The sequence below is a fragment of the Hyphomonas sp. BRH_c22 genome (assembly GCF_000961795.1).
Lineage (GTDB): Bacteria > Pseudomonadota > Alphaproteobacteria > Caulobacterales > Hyphomonadaceae > Hyphomonas.
The window spans coordinates 16,941-36,835 of sequence record NZ_LADU01000021.1 but is presented as its reverse complement, the minus strand read 5'-3'; the positions used below and the strand labels follow the sequence as shown (position 1 = coordinate 36,835).

Sequence of the window (19,895 nt, the reverse complement as noted above, 5' to 3'; positions counted from 1 at the left end):
CCGCCACTCGGGAGGACAGTCTCATGACGTTCGATGCTCGCGGAGGCAAGCCTCCCGCGTCCAGGAACAATGCCTTGTTCGCTGTCGCGGTTGTCGCCGTGGTCGGCGGCGCATTCATGCTTACCCTGAACTATTCCGGCGCGCCAAAGGCCGGCCCGGCAGACGCGCCCCCGCATACAATCTCTGCGGCTGCACAAGCGCCTGCAGTGCAGGCACCATCCGGCTGGACGTCAATGCCCGCGAAGACGTATTTCGCAACGCTCTCACGCGTCGACCCGGACGCATCCAGCTCGCTCACCAGGCGCCTCGCCAAAGTGAGCGGGAAGCCGCTGGCCGAGCAGTCCGAAGTCGTTTTCGAACATGCCGCCGGCCTGCTGAAAGATCACGCTGCCGATCTCGCCCGGGCTGACGTGCGCCATCTCGACGACATTCTCGTGATGACCCGCGACCGCCTCCGGTCAGCGTCCCAGTCCGGCAGCTCCTGGTGCCAGGGCGCCAGGTTCGCCGATCTCGACCAGGCAAGCTTTGCCGACAGGGCTGCGCTGAACCGTGAACTGAAAATGCTGGAAGAACCACTGCGCGACTACGGGCTGGAACTGGTCACACACCTCCTCGTCGCCATCGAGGACGCACGCAGCCATCCGGTCAGCCGCGGCGCACTCACGCAGACCGACAAGGCCGCCATGCAGGGGGTCATGATGTCCATGCTATCGGACCCTCAGGTCATGCCCCTTCTGATGGCGGCGCAGACCGGAGGGGATGCGCATAAGCTCGTCACATCGCTCAACGTGTGCGATCTCGGCGCCACGGCGGTCACCGCCATCAAGACGCTGCCGCAGGATACCAAGGGCCGCGCCTTTGCCGATTTGGTGCGCCAGATGGAACTCGGTGGTGGCGACTTCGTCCGCCTCAGCCAGTTCTAGGCGCAGGCCTCTCAGGCATTTGGGCGCGTCCTCAGGATTGTGCCTTCACAAGACCTGAATTCGCTCCCATCTTGCGGCCATGACGCTCGACGAATCCTTTCGGCAATTCATGGAACGGTTCCACGTGCCAGACCTTTCGCGTCTGGACTGGAAGAATTCGACCGACAAGCTGCGCCAGCAATTCTACGTCGCCAGCCGGGCGATCGAGCGCGATGCGCCTGAAATGGCCGACATCTCCCTGCTCACGGTGGCCGGCGCAGCCGGCCCGCTCAAGGCGCGCCTCTATACGCCACTGGGCGCCGGAATTCCGCCGGGCCCTGGCATCGTCTTCTTCCATGGCGGCGGGTTCATGCTGGGCGATCTCGACAGCCATGACATGGTCTGCAAGCGGCTCGCGGAAGGCGCTCGCTGCCGGGTGATCTCCATCGACTACAGGCTCGCGCCGGAGAACACCTTCCCTGCTGCGCATGAAGACGCCCTCGCGTCCTGGACCTGGATCGTCAGCAACGCGGCCAGGCTGGGCCTTGACCCCGACCGGCTGGCGGTCAGCGGCGACAGTGCCGGCGGAAACCTGTCGGCCTATCTGGCGCAGGAAATGAACCGGACCGGCGGCCCGCGGCCCGCCTTCCAGCTGCTGCTCTACCCGCTCGTCCAGTTCGTCGACATCCGGACCAAGAAGATGAGCTTCCAGGAGGGCGGCTTCTTCATATCCGCCAACCTGTTCGAATATTTCCGGGACAGTTACATCACTGATGAAAGCCAGCGCATGGACGTGCGCGTGTCGCCCCTGTTCGCCGGCCCGGATGCGTTCAAGGGCCTGCCGCCAGCCCATTTCGTGCTGTGTGGCTGGGACCCGCTGAAGGATGAAGGCCTCGCCTATGCCGACAAGATGGCCAGTTTCGGCGTGCCGGTCACCGTGCGCGAGCATGCCGGCATGGTCCACGGATTCATGAACATGACGGCCCTCTCCGACACGGTCCGCCTGGCCATCCGCGACGCCGGTCATGTTGTCGGCAAGGCGCTCGGCGCTGTCTGATTCGGCTGATTTAATCATCCCTTAACTCACCGTTGCATTTTTGCGACGGTACCCGGCAATCTCGCATGGCCTGCCCTGCACCCCTTCCTCCGCGGGGCCATTGCGCCGTATGGGTAGGTCCGCAGCCAACCTCCTCCCAGGGCCTACGGGCTGCGCTTAGAAACTTGTAAAATCCAGAGGAAACACAGAATGAATTTCAAGAAAATGCTGGCTCTGTCAGCATCAGTGGCCGTATTTGCCGCAGGTTCGGCTATCGCCCAGGAAGCGGATGCAGCACCGGCCCGCGAAAGCGCCGTCGACCGTATTCTCGGCACAGTCACCGTCACCGCCACCAAGAAAGCCAATGTCGAGAACGTGCAGGACGTGCCGCTGGCCGTCACCGCATTCAACAGCGACACGCTCGACGCGCTCAAGGTCAACGACCTGCAGGGCCTGAGCTACTCCACCCCGAACGTTTCGCTCGAAGATGTCGGCACGTCGAAAGGCGTCGCGAACTTCTCGATCCGCGGACTCGGCATCAACTCGTCGATCCCGTCAGTCGATCCGACGGTCGGCGTCTTCGTCGATGGTGTGTATCTCGGCGTGAACTCGGGCGTCGTGCTCGACCTGTTCGACCTTGACAGCGTTGAAATCCTCCGCGGCCCGCAAGGCCTGCTGTTTGGACGCAACACGACCGGCGGCGCCGTCCTGATCAATACCGGCAACCCGACCGACGAGTTCCGCTACAAGGCGCGCGCCACGGTCGAAACCCCGATCGACGATGGTCGCGGCGGTCCGAACACGACCCTTCAGGCCACGGTTTCCGGCCCGCTCGTCCAGGACAAGCTGAACGGTAAGCTCGGCATTTATCACAATTTCGATGACGGTTACTTCAAGAACCTCGCCACCGACGACAATCTCGGCGAATCCCACACGACGATCGTGCGCGGTGCCCTTGAGTGGATGCCGACCGAAGACCTCACCTTCCTCGGCAAGGTCGAAAACTTCCAGACGGAAGGAGACGGCCCCAACGGCCAGAACCGCGGCTTTTATGACCGTGGCAGCTTCGACATCGCCATCAACAATCCGGGCTTCCTGAAGAACGACACCACGTTCGCCACGCTCCGCACGGATCTTGATGTCGACTTCGGCAACGGCACGATCACGAATATCATCGGTTACCGCGAAGTCGATTCCACGACGAGCGCCGACATTGACGCTACGCCGCTCACCCTGTTCCACTCGGGTTCGGAATTTGCCCAGGAGCAATTCTCCGAAGAGCTGCGTTACTCCGGCACGTTCGACAAGGCAGACGTCACGGTTGGCGGTTTCTACTTCACCCAGGAAGTTGGCTACACTGAACGCCGCGACCTGTCGACCACACGCCCCGCGACATTCCCGGCCGACCTCGACTGGGAATTCAATGGCGGCGGCCGCCAGGACCACACGGTCTACGGCATCTTCGGCCAGGTTGACTATGCCTTCACCGAAAAGCTGACCGGCATCTTCGGCCTGCGTTACGGCTATGAAGAGAAGGACGTGGACATCACCTATCTGCGTCCGCGCCCGAACTGCTCCGTGGTCAATGCAACCTGCCCGACCACCGGCACCAACCCGTATATCACCGGCGAGCCGAACGGCTTCACCGACAAGGAAGACTGGAGCGAAGTCACGCCAAAGCTCGGCGTGCAATACTTCCACACCGACGATACCCAGTTCTACGGCACCTACACCAAGGGTTTCCGTTCGGGTGGCTACAACTTCCGCATCACGAACGCTCTCGCTTTCGAAGCGCTCTTCCCGCCAACGGGTTCGCGCGCCTTTGATGCGGAAAAAGTCGACAGCTTCGAAATCGGCATGAAGCACACCACGTCCGATGGCCGGGGCCAGCTCAACGCTGCCGTGTTCCTGAACGACATCAAGGACATGCAACGCGAGCTGAACCTCTCCTCGCCAACGTCCGGTGTCGCCCAGACGATCATCAACACAGCCGACGCCGAGATCCTCGGTCTCGAGCTTGAAGGCCGCTACGCCCTGACGGATTCGTTCCTCGTCACGGCCAATATCGGGCTGATCGACGCCGAATACACCAAGGTCATCTATGACATCTCGGGTGACGGCGTGGTGGACGGCGATGATCTCGCCCTTGCCCTGCCCCGTGTGCCGGAAGCCACTTACGGCTTCGCGCTCATCCACGATTACGACATGGCCGACCGTGGCTCGCTCGTATCGCGCCTGACGTTCCAGCACCGCGACAAGAACGCATTCACCGACAACAATTTCGGCTGGATGAGCGCGGCTGACCAGCTGGACGCGAACCTGACCTGGAACACGCCAATGGACGGCGTCTCCGTGTCCCTGTTCGGCAAGAACCTGATCGACGAATCGATTGCTGGCGGCGACACGCAAGTGCCGTTCGACGGCGCACTGGCCGGCTTCGCGCCGGGCGGCGAAAACAACTCGACCGGCGTCGACGTGCCGTTCGGTGCCAACCCGTCTGCCGGCACCTTCTCGCCGCTGCAGAAGGGCCGCCTCATCGGCATCGAGTTTACGATCAGCCGCTAGGCGTTCCAGACCTCACCCCCAAAAGGAAAGGGCGGCCCTTGGGGCCGCCCTTTTTATTTGTGTGCTGTTTGACGCAGGGCCTAGTTGCCCGATCCGCCAAACCGCTTGGTGACGCTGATCTTGAACGTACGCCCGAACGGGTTGTGCGTATAGGGATCATAGCTGACATCGAAGGCCGCAAATGGCGGATCTTCGTCCGTCACGTTGACCACGGAGAGACCGATATCGAGGTCCAGCGGGGTCGACTGCCAGTTATAGAACAGGTCGAACGTCGTCTGGCTGTCAATCTTCTCGCCGACACCGCCACGGGCGGCCGCTGCGCGTTCGTCCTTGTAGCTGTCAATATGGCGCATGACGGCCCGGAAGTTATGGTCGCCCAGGCCGTAATTGGCAAACAGGTTCGCCTTCCATTGCGGCATGGAGCGGGTGAAGTTCGACCGGTTGAACTGGCCGACATAATCACCCCCGCCAATGGCCAGGCCCTCGACGAAGTAAGGGTCCACATCATACTCGATGATGTAGGTGGCATCGGCGCCAACGCCGAACTCGCCGCCATTGCTCATGTCCCAGGTGTTCTGCATCCGCAGGTCGAAACCCGACGTCTTGATGTCAGGACCGTTGGTCACATTGGTGCGGACACGGGCAATCGTGGCCGCTGTCGGTGCCGACGGATCATTGAACGTGATCCGCGCCAGGATGGCATCATCATCCGTTGTCGGCGTGGCCAGCGCGGCAACCGCCGCATTCACGATATTCGCCTGCTCTTCCACGATGACCGGATCAGAGAAGTCGAAATTGTAATAGTCGAGCGAGGCAAAGAAATTGCCCATCTCATAGATGCCGCCAAGGTTGAAGCTGAACGCCGATTCCGGCTTCAGGTCCGGATTGCCGAACGTGTCGACGGCCTTGAACGCCGACGCTGCAGAGATGAACTGCAGGCTGGTGCCTACGCCGCCGAGCTGGTTCAGCGTCGGTCCCTTGAACGAGGTCTGGGCCGAGCCGCGCAGGGCGAAATTGTCGGTCAGGGTCCACTTGGCCGCGACTTTCGGGTCGAAGGTCGAACCGATTTCGCCACCATAATCCTCGTAACGCACAGCCGCCTGGATATCGACATTGTCGAACAGGGGGATCTGCAATTCACCGAAGATGGCATAGATCGTCTGCTCTTCGTCGGCAGGCGTCGTGCCGGCAAGGAACGAGTAGGGGCCAGTGCCGCCGGGTCCCGGCGTTACCGTCAGGTCGGTCAGGGCCGATGGCTCAACCTTGTAGCTTTCCCGGCGAACCTGAACACCTGCCGCCCAGCCGACGCTGCCGCCCGCTGCCTGCACATTGCTCTGGCCGGAGAAGACACCGTCGAAGACCAGCAGGTCTGTCGTGGCAACCGTCAGGGTCGGATCCGTTATCCAGTCAGCCAGTGTGACCGAGTTTTCGAGCCCCGGAACATAGTTCGGGTTGGCCTCGCCGGTCAGGGCATTGGCCGGAATGGCATTCGAGAAGGGATTGTAATATTCGCAAGCCCCTGCCCCGGCAACCAGCGTGCCGGCATAGCCGGCCGCATAGGGCACCGTGCCCGTGGCCGGATCGGCACCCGTGTTCGGATCGGTACACACACCGAACCCGCGCAGGGCCGAAGTCAGGCCGGTAATATAGGTATCATTTGTCACACGTTCGGCTTCCGTCGTCGAATAGGAGAGCGCCGCATCATAGTGCACCCCATTGTCGAAATCACCGACCAGAGAGCCCGAACCGCGCCAGGTTTCGCTGGTGCGATAGCCTTCCTGTGAGCTGCCCGTTCCGGGGAACGCGCCCCAGCCAAAAGAACGGCCGATGTACTTCAGGCCAACCGCCGAGCCGGGTAGAGTGGTACCTGGGTTGTCAGATAGGTACTGTAGCAGACCGGGATGATTAAACGGCACATCCTGATTCAGCAACGCTTGAGGTGGATAAGAGGGGGAGGTCTTCCAAGTCGGGACATCCGTATAGGCATAGAGAAGCTCGAAGTGTACTTCGGCGCCATTGGACAGGTTCCGGTTGTATTCGGAGAAGACCTGGTAGCGTTCTTCTTCCTCGACCAGGTTGTCGAAATTGGTGAACTGGAAATAGCAGGTTCCTTCGCTTGGCGGTATGAAACCACCAACTGCGGTACATCCTGAGTCGTTGAAGGAGCCGATAGGACCAAACCCATCTGGCAAATCAGGCCTTGGACCGATAATTGCGTAGTATCCCGGATTTGAGAGCGACGACCAGCCGCCTACCGGGTTGTCCGCATAAGACGGGACCGCCCAGTCTTTTTCGATAAGGCCGACTTCGCTGCGCTTGTTATAGCCAACCGAGGTGACCCAGCTGAAGTTCGAGCCCTGCAGACCATAGGCGGCAGAGATGTCGTAATCGCCGTCCGAGCCGTCGAACTGCGAATAGGATCCGCCGACCTCAAAGCCGTCAAGGTCGCGATTGGTGATGAAGTTCACAACGCCGGCAATGGCGTCCGAACCGTAAAGCGCCGCAGCGCCGTCTTTCAGCACTTCGATCCGGCCGATGGCGGCCGTCGGGATATTGTTCGTGTCGACGAAGAGCTGCGCCTGCTCACCGATCGAATAGGGGTGGTATGTCTGGCGGTGGCCGTTGATCAGCACCAGTGTCCGTGCAGGGCCAAGGCCGCGCAGGTTGATGTTCGACGTGCCTTCCAGGCCGTTCGAGGCGAACTGGTTGGTCTGGCCGTCAACACCCGAGGACGGGCCAAGGTTGCGGATCAGTTCCGTAATCGATGGCTGGCCTTCCAGTTTCAGGTCGCCCGCCGTCAGGACGTCAACCGGGAGGGCCGCATCTTCCGGCGTACCCTGGATGAATGAACCGGTCACGGTGACCGTCGAAAGTTTCCGCGTGCTCTCGTCTGTCTCTTCCTGCGCAAAGGCGGGCAGAGCCGTCGTAAGCGCAAGGGCAGACGCCCCCAGCACCAATCGTGTGGTAAATCTCATTTGGTTTCCTCCGTTTATACCTGTGATGACCCCCCCGGTGTATCCGGATGTTTTCCTCACTGTGACCAACAATAGCGACGACCTGACGCAACGATAGAGGCCAACTATGCTGCACTGCAATATCGCAATCCAGCCATGCAATGGCGCAAACCTGTTGCGAAACACCGTGAAATCAGGTCAAAAACGAATGGATGTTGCGCGAATCCCCCCACTCCGTCCCCTTTCTTGCGCTGGCAGATCATTTCGCAGATGCGGTAGAACCCGCCAACTTTCCTGAACAAGTGTTGCGCTTTCGCAACCGTCGCTGGGCTAACGCCATCGACCTGAACGGTCTGGATGATCGCCAGTGGCTACAGTACTTCGGGCAATTCGATCCCCTGCCGGGAAATCTGCCCCGCCCGCTGGCCATGCGCTATCACGGCCACCAGTTCGGAACCTACAACCCTCAGTTGGGCGACGGGCGGGGCTTCCTCTACGCGCAGGTGCACGACCGGACGGGCCGCCTGCTCGATCTCGGCACCAAGGGCTCCGGCCAGACGCCCTGGTCGCGGCAGGGCGATGGCCGCCTGACGCTCAAGGGCGGCGTCCGCGAAATCCTCGCCGCCACCTATCTCGAAACACTCGGCGTGCACACGTCAAAGGCCTTCAGCCTGGTCGAAACAGGCGAGCAGCTGCATCGCAATGACGAACCCTCGCCCGCGCGCGGCGCTGTGCTGGTGCGCCTGTCGGAAAGCCATATCCGTTTCGGCACGTTCCAGCGGGCCGCCTATCTCGACGACCGCGACGGCCTTGGCCAGCTTGTCGACTATTGCGTCGCCCAGTTCCATCCCGGCGCCAATGACCCGGACATGGCCACGCGGGCCGTGAACCTGCTCGGCCACATCACGCGCGCCACCGCCAGCATGATCGGCCAGTGGATGGCTGCCGGTTTCGTGCACGGCGTCATGAATACCGACAATTTCAACGTCACCGGCGAAACCTTCGATTTCGGCCCGTGGCGCTTCCTGCCCGTGTCTGACCCGAACTTCACCGCCGCCTATTTCGACGAGAATGGCCTCTACCGCTTCGGCCGCCAGCCGACGCAGGGCGCTTGGGCGTTGCAGCAGCTCGCCTCAGCCCTCCTGCCGCTGGCCGATACCGACGATCTCGTCCGCGGCCTTGCGCCTTATGAGGCGGCCTACCAGCAGGCCTTCGCCGCCCATACGCACCTGCTGCTCGGGCTCGAAGGCTCTGGCGACCTGCGCACCGACCTCACCTTCCTGCAGGGCCTCTATGGCTGGATGACCGCCTGCGGCGCGTCCTGGCCGCAAACCTTCTTCGACCTCTATGGTGGCACGGCCAGCGAGGCCCGCATGAAGGCCTCGCCGCAGGCCGGGCTCTACCAGGCGGAGGCCTTCGCGCCTGTCCGCGATTTCCTCGCCGCCCGCACGCCAGCCCATGCCGGCCGGCTGTCCCTGCCCTACTTCCAGGCCACCGCCCCGGTCACGATGCTGATCGAGGATGTCGAGGCGCTCTGGGAGCCGATCGCCGCAGAGGATGACTGGTCGGCCTTCGAGGCGAAAATGGAACACCTTGAGGCCGCGCGCCTCGCCCTCGCCCCCTGACGGCCCCACAAACCCCCACATCACCCCTTCCGGCCCCTCGCCGGCCCCGGGATGTGCCACGCTTCGGCCCCTAGACCGCCTTGCGCCCGCCGCCGCCCTGGCGGGCCAGCCACACGCCGCCAAGGATCATCGCAAAGGCCACCAGCGACAGCCAGCTCTGCATTTCTCCGAAGAACAGAAAGCCCATGACGGCTGCAACCACTGGAATGGCGTAGCCCGTCAAGGACAGGAATGTCGCCGACGTGCGCGCGATCAGCACCATGTACAATGCCTGCGCCAATGCCGTCGGGCCAATGCCCAGTCCGACCACGGCCAGCCAGTTGTCCCAGCCTGCATTCACGCTCTCGCGATCCACCATCAGCGCGAGCGGCCACGACACGACCGCAGCGACCGACACGAACGCCGTGGCAAAGGGGATCGCCCGCATCAGGGGCGCGCCGCGCGCGATCAGGCTGGACGCAGCATAGGCCATTGTCGCGCCAACCAGCATTATCTGGGCAAGCGTGCTGGCCGAGCTGAGCCCCTTCATGGCTTCCGGGCCGAACAGGAGCGCCACCCCGCCGAAGCCGACCATGACACCAACAACCGAGCCCGCCGACAGGCGCTCGTCACTGAACAGGAAATGCGCGCCAATGGCGACAAAGATCGGCACCGCCGCCGTGTACAGGGCCGCAAGGCTCGAATTCACGGTCTCCTGCGCAATCGTGATCAGGAAAAAGGGAATGACCGATCCGACAATCGCCATGCCCAGAATGGCCGTCCAGCGCCGCCGGTCAGACAAGGGCGGCAGGTGCTGACGCGTCGCGACCATCACGCAGCACAGCGCCACCGCCCCGATCGTCAACCGGCCTGAAATCACCCATTCCGGCGGCAGGCCGGCATCCGCATGGCCTTTATCAACGGCCATGCGCGTCAACATGTAGGCGCTCGCCCAGACCACGCTGAGCAGCCAGAACAGACCCCAGTCCGCCAGTGTCCGTCCAGCCGGTTTCATGCCTGCCCGCCCTGTCGGCGAGCGGCTGGTGCGAATTCTGTTTGGAAACGACGCCTCACCCTGAGCCCACCTTGTTAGCAAGCCAAGAGGCAATACAGGCGGGCCCGGCCAAGTCCACGCTAAAATTGCATGGATATTGCAAGCAATGCGCTCAATATCCGGGCCTTGCTGTCGCCCGCCCTAGAATCCCAGGTTTTGCGGCCCGATACCGCAGGCGATCCGGGTGGACGGGCAGGCCGCAGCGTCGTAAAGGGCCTGCAAAGTCGCAGTTTTTATCCCGCCTGAGGAGAATTATCAAAATGGCAGTACGTGTTGCAATCAATGGCTTCGGTCGTATCGGACGTCTCGTCCTGCGCTCCATCATCGAGCATGACCGCAAGGACATTGAAGTAGTCGCGATCAACGATCTCGGACCTGTCGCCACGAACGCCCACCTCCTGCGCTTCGACTCCGTGCACGGGCGCTTCCCGGCCGACGTCCAGGTTGATGGCGACAAGATTGTCATCAATGGCAAGCCGATCCTGGTCACCGCGATCCGCGACCCCAAGGATCTGCCGCACCGCGAACTCGACATCGACATCGCCATGGAATGCACCGGCATCTTCGCCGACAAGGAAAAGGCCTCGGCCCACCTTGCGGCCGGCGCCAAGCGCGTGCTGGTCTCTGCACCGGCCACCAATGCCGACAAGACCATTGTTTACGGCGTGAACCATGACACGATCACCAAGGACGACATGGTCGTCTCGAACGCCTCGTGCACCACGAACTGCCTGTCACCGGTCGCCAAGGTCCTCAACGACCTGATCGGCATCGAAAAAGGCATGATGACCACGATCCACTCCTTTACAAACGACCAGCCATCGCTCGACCAGATGCACAAGGACCTCTACCGCGCCCGCGCCGCATCCCTCTCGATGATCCCGACCTCGACCGGCGCCGCCAAGGCTGTCGGCCTCGTGCTGCCGGAACTGAAGGGCAAGCTGGACGGCATTTCGATCCGCGTGCCGACACCGAACGTCTCGGTCGTTGACCTGAAATTCGTCTCGAAGAAGAAGACCACAGCGGAAGAGATCAATGCAGCGATCATCGCGGCGGCCGACAGCGGCCCGATGAAGGGCGTGCTTGGCTATACAGACCAGCCGAACGTCTCGTCCGACTTCATCCACGACAATCGTTCGTCGATCTTCCACCTCGACCAGACCAAGGTCATGGACGGCAATTTCGTCTCGATCCTGACCTGGTATGACAATGAGTGGGGTTTCGCGACCCGCATGAGCGACACTGCGCTCGTGATGTCGAAATTCCTGTAAAGGCGACAAGGCGATGAGCTTCAAACGCATCGCCGACGCCGGCGACCTCACAGGCAAGACCGCCCTCGTCCGCGTTGATTTCAACGTGCCGATGGACAAGGGCCTTGTCACCGATGACACCCGGCTGCGTTCTGCCGTCGAGACAGTCCAGACCTTGCGCACCCAGGGTGCCAAGGTCGTCCTGCTCGCGCATTTCGGCCGCCCCAAGGGCCAGCGTGTTGCCGAGATGAGCCTTGCGCCCATCGCCGGCGCGTTCGCCAAAGTGCTCGGCTCGAATGTCTCCTTCGTGGCTGACTGCAAAGGCGACCACGTCAAGGCAGCGATCGCCGACCTCTCACCGGCCGGCGTGATCCTGCTGGAAAACACGCGCTTCTGTCCGGGTGAGGAAAAGGGTGACATCGACCTTGCGAAAGAGATGGCCGCGCTCGGCGACATCTATGTCAACGATGCCTTTTCCGCTGCCCACCGCCGCCACGTCTCGACCGCCGTACTCGCGGAACTGCTGCCGGCCTATGCCGGTTGTGCCATGGAGCGTGAGCTCGATGCGCTCGACAAGGCGCTGGGCAAGCCGGAGAAACCCGTGCTGGCTGTTGTCGGCGGTGCAAAGGTCTCCTCGAAGATCGACCTCCTGAAAAACCTCGTGACACAGGTCGATGCCCTCGCCATCGGCGGCGGTATGGCCAACACATTTCTCGCTGCCCGCGGGCATTCGGTTGGTAAATCGCTGTGCGAGCATGACCTCGCCGATACCGCCCGCGAGATCGAGGCGATCGCTGGCCAGAATGGCTGTGACATCCTCCTGCCCCGCGACCTGGTCGTTGCAAGGGAATTTGCCGCCAATGCGGCCCATCGCACCTGCGGTCTCGATGAGGTGGCAGACGATGAAATGATCCTCGACGCCGGGCCGCAAACCGTCGCGATCCTTGCAACGGCCATGGATGTTGCCCGGACGCTTGTCTGGAACGGTCCGCTCGGCGCATTTGAACTGACCCCCTTCGACACAGCCACCGTTGCCGCCGCCAAGGCCGCCGCTGCGCGCGCCAAGGCCGGCAAGCTGGTTGCGGTTGCGGGAGGGGGTGATACCGTCGCCGCACTCAATCATGCTGGCGTCGCTGATGATTTCACCTTCGTGTCGACCGCAGGCGGCGCCTTCCTTGAGTGGATGGAAGGCAAGCCGCTACCGGGCGTAGACGCCCTCAGACGGCATGAAACTTGAAAGCGAACGTTTGCATAAAGACAAACGAAGCAGGGCCCCTAGCAATGAGTTTTGACACAGCAATGGACAACAAGATTTCGGAAATGGCCGAACAGGCCGCCAACAAGGACGGCTTTATTGCCGCCCTCGACCAGTCGGGTGGCTCCACCCCGAAGGCACTGCGCCTGTACGGCGTGGAGGAAAGTGCCTACGCGAACGATGAGGAAATGTTCGGCCTGATCCACCAGATGCGCGCCCGCATTATCAAGTCACCGGCCTTCAAGGGCGACAAGGTGATGGGCGCCATCCTGTTCGAACGCACGATGGAAGGCGATATCGACGGAATCCCGACAGCTGAATACCTCTGGCAGAAGCGCGAAGTCGTGCCCTTCCTCAAGGTCGACAAGGGCCTGATGGACGAGGCTGACGGCGTCCAGATGATGAAGCCGATGCCGGACCTCGACGCCCTGCTTGAGCGGGCTGTGGCCAAGGGCATTTTCGGCACCAAGATGCGCTCGGTCATCCATGCGGCCAATCCGAAAGGCATCGCCGCCGTTGTTGCCCAGCAATTCGATGTCGGCCGCCAGATCCTGGGTCATGGCCTGATGCCGATCATCGAGCCGGAAGTGACGATCACGATCGCTGACAAGGCGGAAGCCGAAGACATCCTGCTGGCCGAGATCACCAAACAGCTTGAGGCCCTTCCCGCCGACAGGCAGGTCATGCTGAAACTGTCTCTCCCGGAAAAGCCCAACCAGTACAAGTCGCTGTGCGAGCATCCCCGCGTGATGCGGGTTGTGGCACTATCGGGTGGTTACAGCCGTCAGGACGCGAATGCGAAACTGGCCCAGAACACGCGCATGATCGCCAGCTTCTCGCGCGCGCTCACCGAAGGCCTCTCGGCCCAGCAAAGCGATGCCGATTTCGATGCAACCCTTGCGGCAACGATTGACGGCATCTTCGAGGCGTCACGCGCAGGCTGATCTGCAGTTCTATAATCTGAAAGGGCGGCCTGCGGGCCGCCTTTTTTGTGCGTGCAATGCGGTCCCGGAAGGGTAGACACGCGCCGCCCACGCAGACCATAGTGCCGGTCTTATTCTGGCGGCGCCTTGCCCAGGCATTCCCGCCGCTTGCCGAGGAATGCACCTGATGAAACGTCTCCCCGCCGCCCTGCCGCTTGCCGGACTCGCGCTGATCATTGCCGCCTGCGCGCCAGCCGGAAAAAAGGCTGAAACGCCCGCGCCTGCGCCGGTCCATGCGCTCGAGACTGAGGCGAAGGCAATGATGGCGCAGCTGGTTCTGGCACCAGACAGCGCCGACGCCTTCACGGTCCGTTGCGACACGTCCCTCGACCTCGTGAACAGGATGATTGCCGACATGGAGGCGCGCGACGCGGTCGCTGGCGCAGCCGATATCAAGTTCCTCGATACGATCACAAACCTCGGCTACTCGATCGGCTTTGGTGAATCGAGCGTCGTGGCCGAGGCAAATCCGGACGCCGCACTGCGCGAGGTGGGCGACCTCTGCCAGCAACGTACGTCCGACGTGCTCACGCGGCTCAGCCTGTCCCGGCCGATCTATGACCGCCTAGCTGCGATTGATGCAGCAAGCCTCAACCCGCGCCAAGCCTTTCTTCTGGCCCGCACCCTGCGCGACTATCGCCGGTCGGGAATCGACAAGGATGAGGAGACCCGCGACAAGGTCCGCGCCCTCAATGCAGAGCTTGCCGAGATCAGTTCCGAGTTCAGCAAGAACCTGCGCGAAATCCAGGGGTCGGTCCAGCTCGACGCAGTATCCGCGCTCGACGGCCTCCCGCAGGACTATATCGACGCGCACCAGCCTGACGAGAACGGCAAGATCACGATTACCACCGATTATCCCGACACCGGCCCTGTGTTCAGCTATGCCACCAATGAAACCCTGCGCCGGGACCTGTCCTTCGCTGCGGGCAATCGCGCCTATCCGGAGAACGTCGCCCCTCTTCGCCGGCTGCTCGAGAAACGCTACGAGCTTGCCACCCTGCTCGGCTATCCGAACTGGGCTGCCTATGTCACCGAAGACAAGATGACAGGCTCGCCCGAAGTGGCCGAAGCCTTCCTTGCGCGCGTCGAGGCGGCCGCAACCGATGCCGCCGGTATCGAGCATGGGCGCCTCCTTGCCAAGCTGAACGAAACCCGGCCGGACGCCACGACCGTACCTGAATGGAGCAGTGCCTTCCTCGCCGAACAGATCCGGCAGTCCGACTACGCGCTCGATTCCCAGGAAGTCCGCCAGTATTTCGCCTATGACAATGTCCGCGCCGGGATCTTCGCGCTGGTTGAGGACCTGTTCGGCGTCCAGATCACCCCATGGGAAAACGCGCCGGTATGGGAGCCCAGCGTCACCGCGCATGAAATGCATCGCAACGGGCAGCTGATCGGCCGGTTCTTTCTCGACATGCATCCCCGCGACGGTAAGTTCAAACACGCCGCCGCCTTCCCGATCCGCTTCGGCCCGACATCTGACGGCGTGCCGGTGGGGGCCCTGATGTGTAACTTCCCGGCAGGTGACCACACGACGGGCCTGATGGAGCATCGCCAGGTCGAAACCTTCCTTCACGAATTCGGCCACCTCATCCATCAGATGTTCTCCGGCCAGCCTGATTTCGCAAACCTCAGCATGAGCAATCTCGAATGGGACTTCATCGAAGCCCCGTCGCAGATGCTTCAAAACTGGATCTGGGATTATGACACGCTCGCCAAGTTCGCCGTGAACGCAGAGGGCGAAACCATCCCGCGCGAACTGGTCGAAAAGATGAATGCAGCCCGCGATTTCGGCACTGGCCTCGGCACCTTGCGCCAGCTCCTCTATGCAGGCGTCTCGCTGAAATATTACGACCGCCCGCCCGAGGAAGTCGATTTCGTTGAAATCTGGGACGAGCGCCAGTCAGCCCTCAGTCCGTTCGAGGTCCTGCCCGATGTCCACCGTTATGCCAGCTTCGGCCATCTCGACGGCTATTCGGCCATCTATTACACGTATCAATGGTCGCTCGCGATCTCGACCGACCTCTTTACCCAGTTCAAGCAGAACGGCCTGCGCGACCCGGAAACGTCCGGCCGCTACCGCGATCTCGTGCTCGTGCCCGGCTCATCGAAACCGGCCGCCGAGCTCGTGCATGACTTCCTCGGCCGCGACTGGACGCCCGAAGCCTACGAGCAATACCTGATCAACGCCGCCAAGTCCGGCACCGAACAGAAAAAGCCGGAATAGCTCAGCCCATGCTGGAGATGCGCCCCAATTGTGAACGGTGCGACGCCGATCTTGCGCCGGACGAAGTGGGCGCCTTCATCTGCTCGTTCGAGTGCACCTTCTGCGCCGATTGCGCGGACGGTTCGCTTGACGGCAGCTGCCCCAATTGCGGCGGTGATCTTGAACCCCGCCCGATGCGGAAGGGTGCGGCGCTCGCCAGGCATCCCGCCAGCACCACGCGGGTCGGCCCGAAGTAACCGCCGCCGCCCGCTTCCTTCCCTGCCCTGCTTGGGCTAGAGAGCCCGCCCATGGCTGACAATATTCCTCCGCGCGAGCGTACGCGCCTCTATCTCATCACCCCGCCGCACATAGATGATGTGCCGGAATTCGCCGCCATGCTCGAAGGCGCGCTCGAGGCCGGCGACGTCGCCTGCCTGCAAATCCGCCTGAAGGGCGATGACGGACGGATTGACGTCGCCGCCACGCGCGCCGTCGCTGAGGCCGTAACGGCCATGGCCCAGGCCTATGGCGCGGCGGTCATCATCAATGACAGCCCCGAACTGGCCGTCGAACTGGGCGCTGACGGCGTCCATGTCGGCCCGGAAGACACCCCGGTGAAGGCGGCGCGCGCAATCATCGGCCCTGACGCCATTCTGGGCGCCACGGCGAAGAACAGCCGCCATGCCGCCATGGCAGCAGGTGAGCAGGGGGCAGATTACGTGGCTTTCGGGGCCTTCTACCCCACTGATACAAAGTCAGGCACCGTCGCGGCCGAACTTGAATTGCTTGAATTCTGGCAGGAAACCATGGAACTGCCCTGCGTCGCCATTGGCGGCATCACGGTCGAGAACGCCGCGCCGCTGGTCACTGCTGGCGCCGACTTCCTCGCCGTCTCTTCCGGTGTCTGGAATCATCCGCAAGGCGCTGCCGCCGCCGTCATCGCCTTCAATGACCTGCTTGACCAGCTGCAACCGCGTTAACATCCCGCCGCTTGACCCTCGCGCGGCAAAGGCTTACCCCGCGCCAAACTCCAACAAGGACGACTTCAATGCCCAAGATCAATGGTAATGAAATCAAGCCCGGAAACGTCATCGAGCACGAAGGCACCGTCTGGCGCGCGATCAAGACCATGGCCGTCAAACCCGGAAAGGGTGGCGCGTTCAACCAGGTCGAGCTGCGCAACCTGTTCAACGGATCGAAATCGAACACACGCTTCCGCGCCAACGAGTCGGTCGAGCGCGTGCGTCTGGAGCAGAAGGAATTCCAGTTCCTCTTCGCCGACGAAAACGCGTTCACCTTCATGGACACCGAGACCTACGAGCAGATCACAATCGAGCGTGATTTCATCGGCGATCAGGGCGCCTTCCTTCAGGATTCCATGATGGTCCAGATCGAATTCTACGGCGAACGTCCGATCGGCGTGGCCCTGCCCGACCAGGTCACGCTCGAAGTGCTCGAAACCGAGCCTGTCGTGAAGGGCCAGACGGCCGCCAACAGCTTCAAGCCTGCCATGTGCACCGGTGATGTCCGCGTTCTCGTTCCGCCCTTCGTCGGCGTCGGCGAGCGTGTCATCGTCCAGACCGCTGACAGCACCTACCTGCGCCGCGCAGACTAGTCAGGAACACCCATGTCCAAGCCTTCCCCCGTCGGTTCCGTGATGATCGCCGCCGCCCGCGCCGCAGGCCGGGCGCTCGCGCGCGATTTCGGGGAGGTCGAGAACCTCCAGGTCTCCAAGAAAGGCCCAGGTGATTTTGTCTCCAATGCCGACCATCGCGCCGAAGAAATCATCTATGCCCACCTGTCCAAGGCCCGCCCCGGCTATGGTTTCGTCATGGAAGAGCGCGGCATTATCGAAGGCTCCGACAAGTCCAACCGGTTCATTGTCGATCCGCTCGACGGCACGCTGAACTTCCTGCATGGCCAGCCGCACTATTGCGTTTCCATCGCGCTTGAACGCGAAGGCCAGTTGCTGACCGGTGTCGTGTTCGACGTCGCCAAGAATGAAATCTTCTGGGCCGAGACGGGCCGCGGCGCCTGGCTCGAACAGCGCAAGCTGCGCGTCGCCACCCGTCGCAAGCTGAACGAATCTGTCATCGCCACTGGCACGCCCTGGGTCGGCAAGGCGGAAGCCTGGCATGTCGGGTTTGCCCGCGAAATCGCCGCCATGACCCCGGTCTGCGCCGGCATCCGCCGTTATGGCTCTGCCGCTCTTGACCTTGCGTGGGTCGCCGCCGGACGCTTTGACGGCTTCTGGGAACGCGATCTGAAACCCTGGGACATTGCTGCCGGCGTCGTTCTGGTGCGCGAAGCAGGCGGCATGGTGGCCGAGATCGACGGCGGCGACATGCTTCAGACCGGTTCGATCATGGCTGGTAACGAAGACATCCTGCCCCTCATCCAGAAGCAGCTCCGCCATGCCAGTGCCTTCGGCAAGGCTGCAGCCATCGATTGACCCCGCAAATACATGACGCCCGCGTCATGTATTGTCGCCTATGCATTCCCGGGTTATCGTTCCACCATGACCCAGACAGACACAGACATACTCATCATCGGCGCAGGCCTTTCCGGCATCGGCGCAGCCGTTCACCTGACAAAGCGTTGCCCTGGCAAGACGTACAGGATCGTCGAGCAACGCGGCGCCATTGGCGGCACGTGGGACCTCTTCCGCTATCCCGGCATCCGCTCGGACAGCGACATGCACACGCTGGGCTACAATTTCAAACCCTGGACCGAGGCCAAGGCCATTGCTGACGGCCCCTCGATCCGCAGCTATGTCCGCAAGACTGCCGACGAGCACAACATCACCGAGAAAATTCAGTTCAACACCACCGTCATTGCCGCCAACTGGTCGGGCGATGACCAGTGCTGGCATGTTACCACACAGGACCAGTCAGGCGCGCGCGAGACGCTGACCTGCCACTTCCTGTTCCTGTGCGGCGGATATTACAATTACGCCGAAGGCTACCGCCCCGAATTTCCCGGGGAAGCCAGCTTCAAGGGCCAGATCATCCATCCGCAGCACTGGCCTGAAGATCTCGACTATACCGGCAAGAAAGTGGTCGTCATCGGGTCCGGCGCCACGGCCATGACGCTGGTGCCATCGATGACGGACAAGGCGGCGCATGTCACCATGCTGCAGCGTTCACCGACCTATGTCGTCTCCCGGCCTGCGGTCGACAAACTGGCCAATTCCCTGCGCAAATTCCTGCCCGCCAGCTGGGCCTATGGCCTCATCCGCTGGCGCAATGTCCTCTTCCAGCAATTCTTCTTCCGCCAGACCCGCGCCCACCCGGAAAAGGCGCGCGAGCGTCTGCTCGGCATGGTCCGCGAAGAGCTCGGCCCTGACTATGACGTCGAAAAGCACTTCACGCCATCCTACAATCCGTGGGAACAGCGCCTCTGCCTCGTGCCTGACTCCGATCTCTTCAACGCGCTGAAGGCCGGCACGGCATCCGTGGTTACCGACCATATCGACCGCTTCACCGAGACCGGGATCAAGCTGAAATCCGGCGAGACGCTCGACGCCGATATCATCATCACCGCCACAGGCCTCAACCTGCAATACATGAACGGCATCGATGTCAGCGTGAACGGCGTCAAGGCCGCGCCAGGCTCGCTCCTCAACTACAAGGGCGTCATGGTCTCGAACGTGCCAAACCTCGCGATCACGTTCGGCTATACCAATGCCTCGTGGACGCTGAAAGCAGACCTGACATCGGAATATGTCTGCCGCCTGATCAATTACATGGACAGAGCTGGTTATGCCTCGGCCATGCCCAAGCTCGACGCCTTCCCGAACGACACCGATCCTTTCGTCGATTTCTCCTCGGGCTATTTCCAGCGCGTGATGGACAAGTTCCCCCGCCAGCACAAGGAAGCCCCCTGGAAGTTGCACCAGAACTACACAGCCGACATGATGAACCTGCGCTACGGCCGCATCGATGACGGCGTCCTCGTCTTCGAAAAGGAACAGGAAGAGTCGAAAGCGCCCGTCCTGCAGGCCGCTGAATAGGGCCCTGCCCCTGTCAATCCTCCGCGTCCTTCGCTATCTCAATCCCGTGAGGTGTTTGAGTTAGCGGAGAAATA

General features: G+C 62.0%; 15 protein-coding genes. 13 read left to right on the top strand and 2 right to left on the bottom strand.

The window, feature by feature from the left end:
• Positions 1-23 precede the first annotated feature (23 nt).
• The 3 genes from VR74_RS03275 (at position 24) to VR74_RS03265 (ending at position 4,503) form a co-directional block, all read left to right on the top strand.
• Positions 24-923, top strand: coding sequence for a hypothetical protein (locus VR74_RS03275; protein WP_045694388.1), 900 nt, complete (start codon positions 24-26; stop codon positions 921-923).
• Positions 924-1,047: 124 nt separating this feature from the next.
• The gene (locus VR74_RS03270) at positions 1,048-1,959 is read left to right on the top strand and encodes an alpha/beta hydrolase (RefSeq protein WP_299949473.1); all 912 of its coding nucleotides are present in this window, start codon (positions 1,048-1,050) and stop codon (positions 1,957-1,959) included.
• 189 nt (positions 1,960-2,148) lie between these two features.
• Positions 2,149-4,503, top strand: coding sequence for a TonB-dependent receptor (locus tag VR74_RS03265; protein ID WP_045694386.1), 2,355 nt, complete (start codon positions 2,149-2,151; stop codon positions 4,501-4,503).
• 80 nt (positions 4,504-4,583) lie between these two features.
• Here VR74_RS03265 and VR74_RS03260 read toward each other — a convergent pair whose 3' ends face one another.
• Entirely contained in the window at positions 4,584-7,478 is a 2,895-nt protein-coding gene (locus tag VR74_RS03260; protein WP_299949471.1) for a TonB-dependent receptor, read from the bottom strand.
• Positions 7,479-7,669: 191 nt separating this feature from the next.
• On the opposite strand from VR74_RS03260, the gene VR74_RS03255 reads away from it, so the two are divergent.
• The gene (locus VR74_RS03255) at positions 7,670-9,082 is read left to right on the top strand and encodes a protein adenylyltransferase SelO family protein (protein ID WP_045694383.1); all 1,413 of its coding nucleotides are present in this window, start codon (positions 7,670-7,672) and stop codon (positions 9,080-9,082) included.
• A gap of 70 nt (positions 9,083-9,152) precedes the next feature.
• Here VR74_RS03255 and VR74_RS03250 read toward each other — a convergent pair whose 3' ends face one another.
• Complete coding sequence (locus VR74_RS03250; protein WP_045694381.1) at positions 9,153-10,076, bottom strand: DMT family transporter; 924 nt, start codon at positions 10,074-10,076, stop codon at positions 9,153-9,155.
• A gap of 299 nt (positions 10,077-10,375) precedes the next feature.
• Between VR74_RS03250 and gap the strand changes: the two genes are divergently transcribed.
• From gap to VR74_RS03205, 9 genes are all read left to right on the top strand, one after another.
• The gene (gene gap / locus VR74_RS03245; protein WP_045694379.1) at positions 10,376-11,386 is read left to right on the top strand and encodes a type I glyceraldehyde-3-phosphate dehydrogenase; all 1,011 of its coding nucleotides are present in this window, start codon (positions 10,376-10,378) and stop codon (positions 11,384-11,386) included.
• Positions 11,387-11,399: 13 nt separating this feature from the next.
• Positions 11,400-12,602 carry a phosphoglycerate kinase gene (locus VR74_RS03240; RefSeq protein ID WP_045694377.1) on the top strand — a complete coding sequence of 401 codons (1,203 nt, stop codon included), beginning with the start codon at positions 11,400-11,402 and terminating at the stop codon, positions 12,600-12,602.
• A gap of 62 nt (positions 12,603-12,664) precedes the next feature.
• A complete protein-coding gene (locus tag VR74_RS03235; RefSeq protein WP_045694414.1) occupies positions 12,665-13,564 on the top strand; it encodes a fructose bisphosphate aldolase in 900 nt (299 codons plus the stop codon).
• A 166-nt stretch (positions 13,565-13,730) separates the two neighbouring features.
• On the top strand, positions 13,731-15,830 hold the full coding sequence (locus VR74_RS03230) for a M3 family metallopeptidase (RefSeq protein WP_299949466.1): 2,100 nt from the start codon (positions 13,731-13,733) through the stop codon (positions 15,828-15,830).
• Positions 15,831-15,838: 8 nt separating this feature from the next.
• Positions 15,839-16,066 (top strand): DUF1272 domain-containing protein, encoded by a 228-nt coding sequence (locus VR74_RS03225; RefSeq protein WP_045694375.1) that lies wholly within the window; start codon positions 15,839-15,841, stop codon positions 16,064-16,066.
• Between the two features lie 51 nt (positions 16,067-16,117).
• Positions 16,118-16,789: a thiamine phosphate synthase gene (gene thiE / locus VR74_RS03220; RefSeq protein ID WP_045694374.1), complete on the top strand. Its 672-nt coding sequence runs from the start codon at positions 16,118-16,120 to the stop codon at positions 16,787-16,789.
• A 68-nt stretch (positions 16,790-16,857) separates the two neighbouring features.
• A complete protein-coding gene (gene efp / locus VR74_RS03215) occupies positions 16,858-17,424 on the top strand; it encodes an elongation factor P (RefSeq protein ID WP_045694372.1) in 567 nt (188 codons plus the stop codon).
• Positions 17,425-17,436: 12 nt separating this feature from the next.
• Complete coding sequence (locus tag VR74_RS03210) at positions 17,437-18,261, top strand: inositol monophosphatase family protein (protein ID WP_045694371.1); 825 nt, start codon at positions 17,437-17,439, stop codon at positions 18,259-18,261.
• A gap of 66 nt (positions 18,262-18,327) precedes the next feature.
• Complete coding sequence (locus VR74_RS03205) at positions 18,328-19,821, top strand: NAD(P)/FAD-dependent oxidoreductase (RefSeq protein ID WP_045694411.1); 1,494 nt, start codon at positions 18,328-18,330, stop codon at positions 19,819-19,821.
• Positions 19,822-19,895 lie beyond the last annotated feature (74 nt).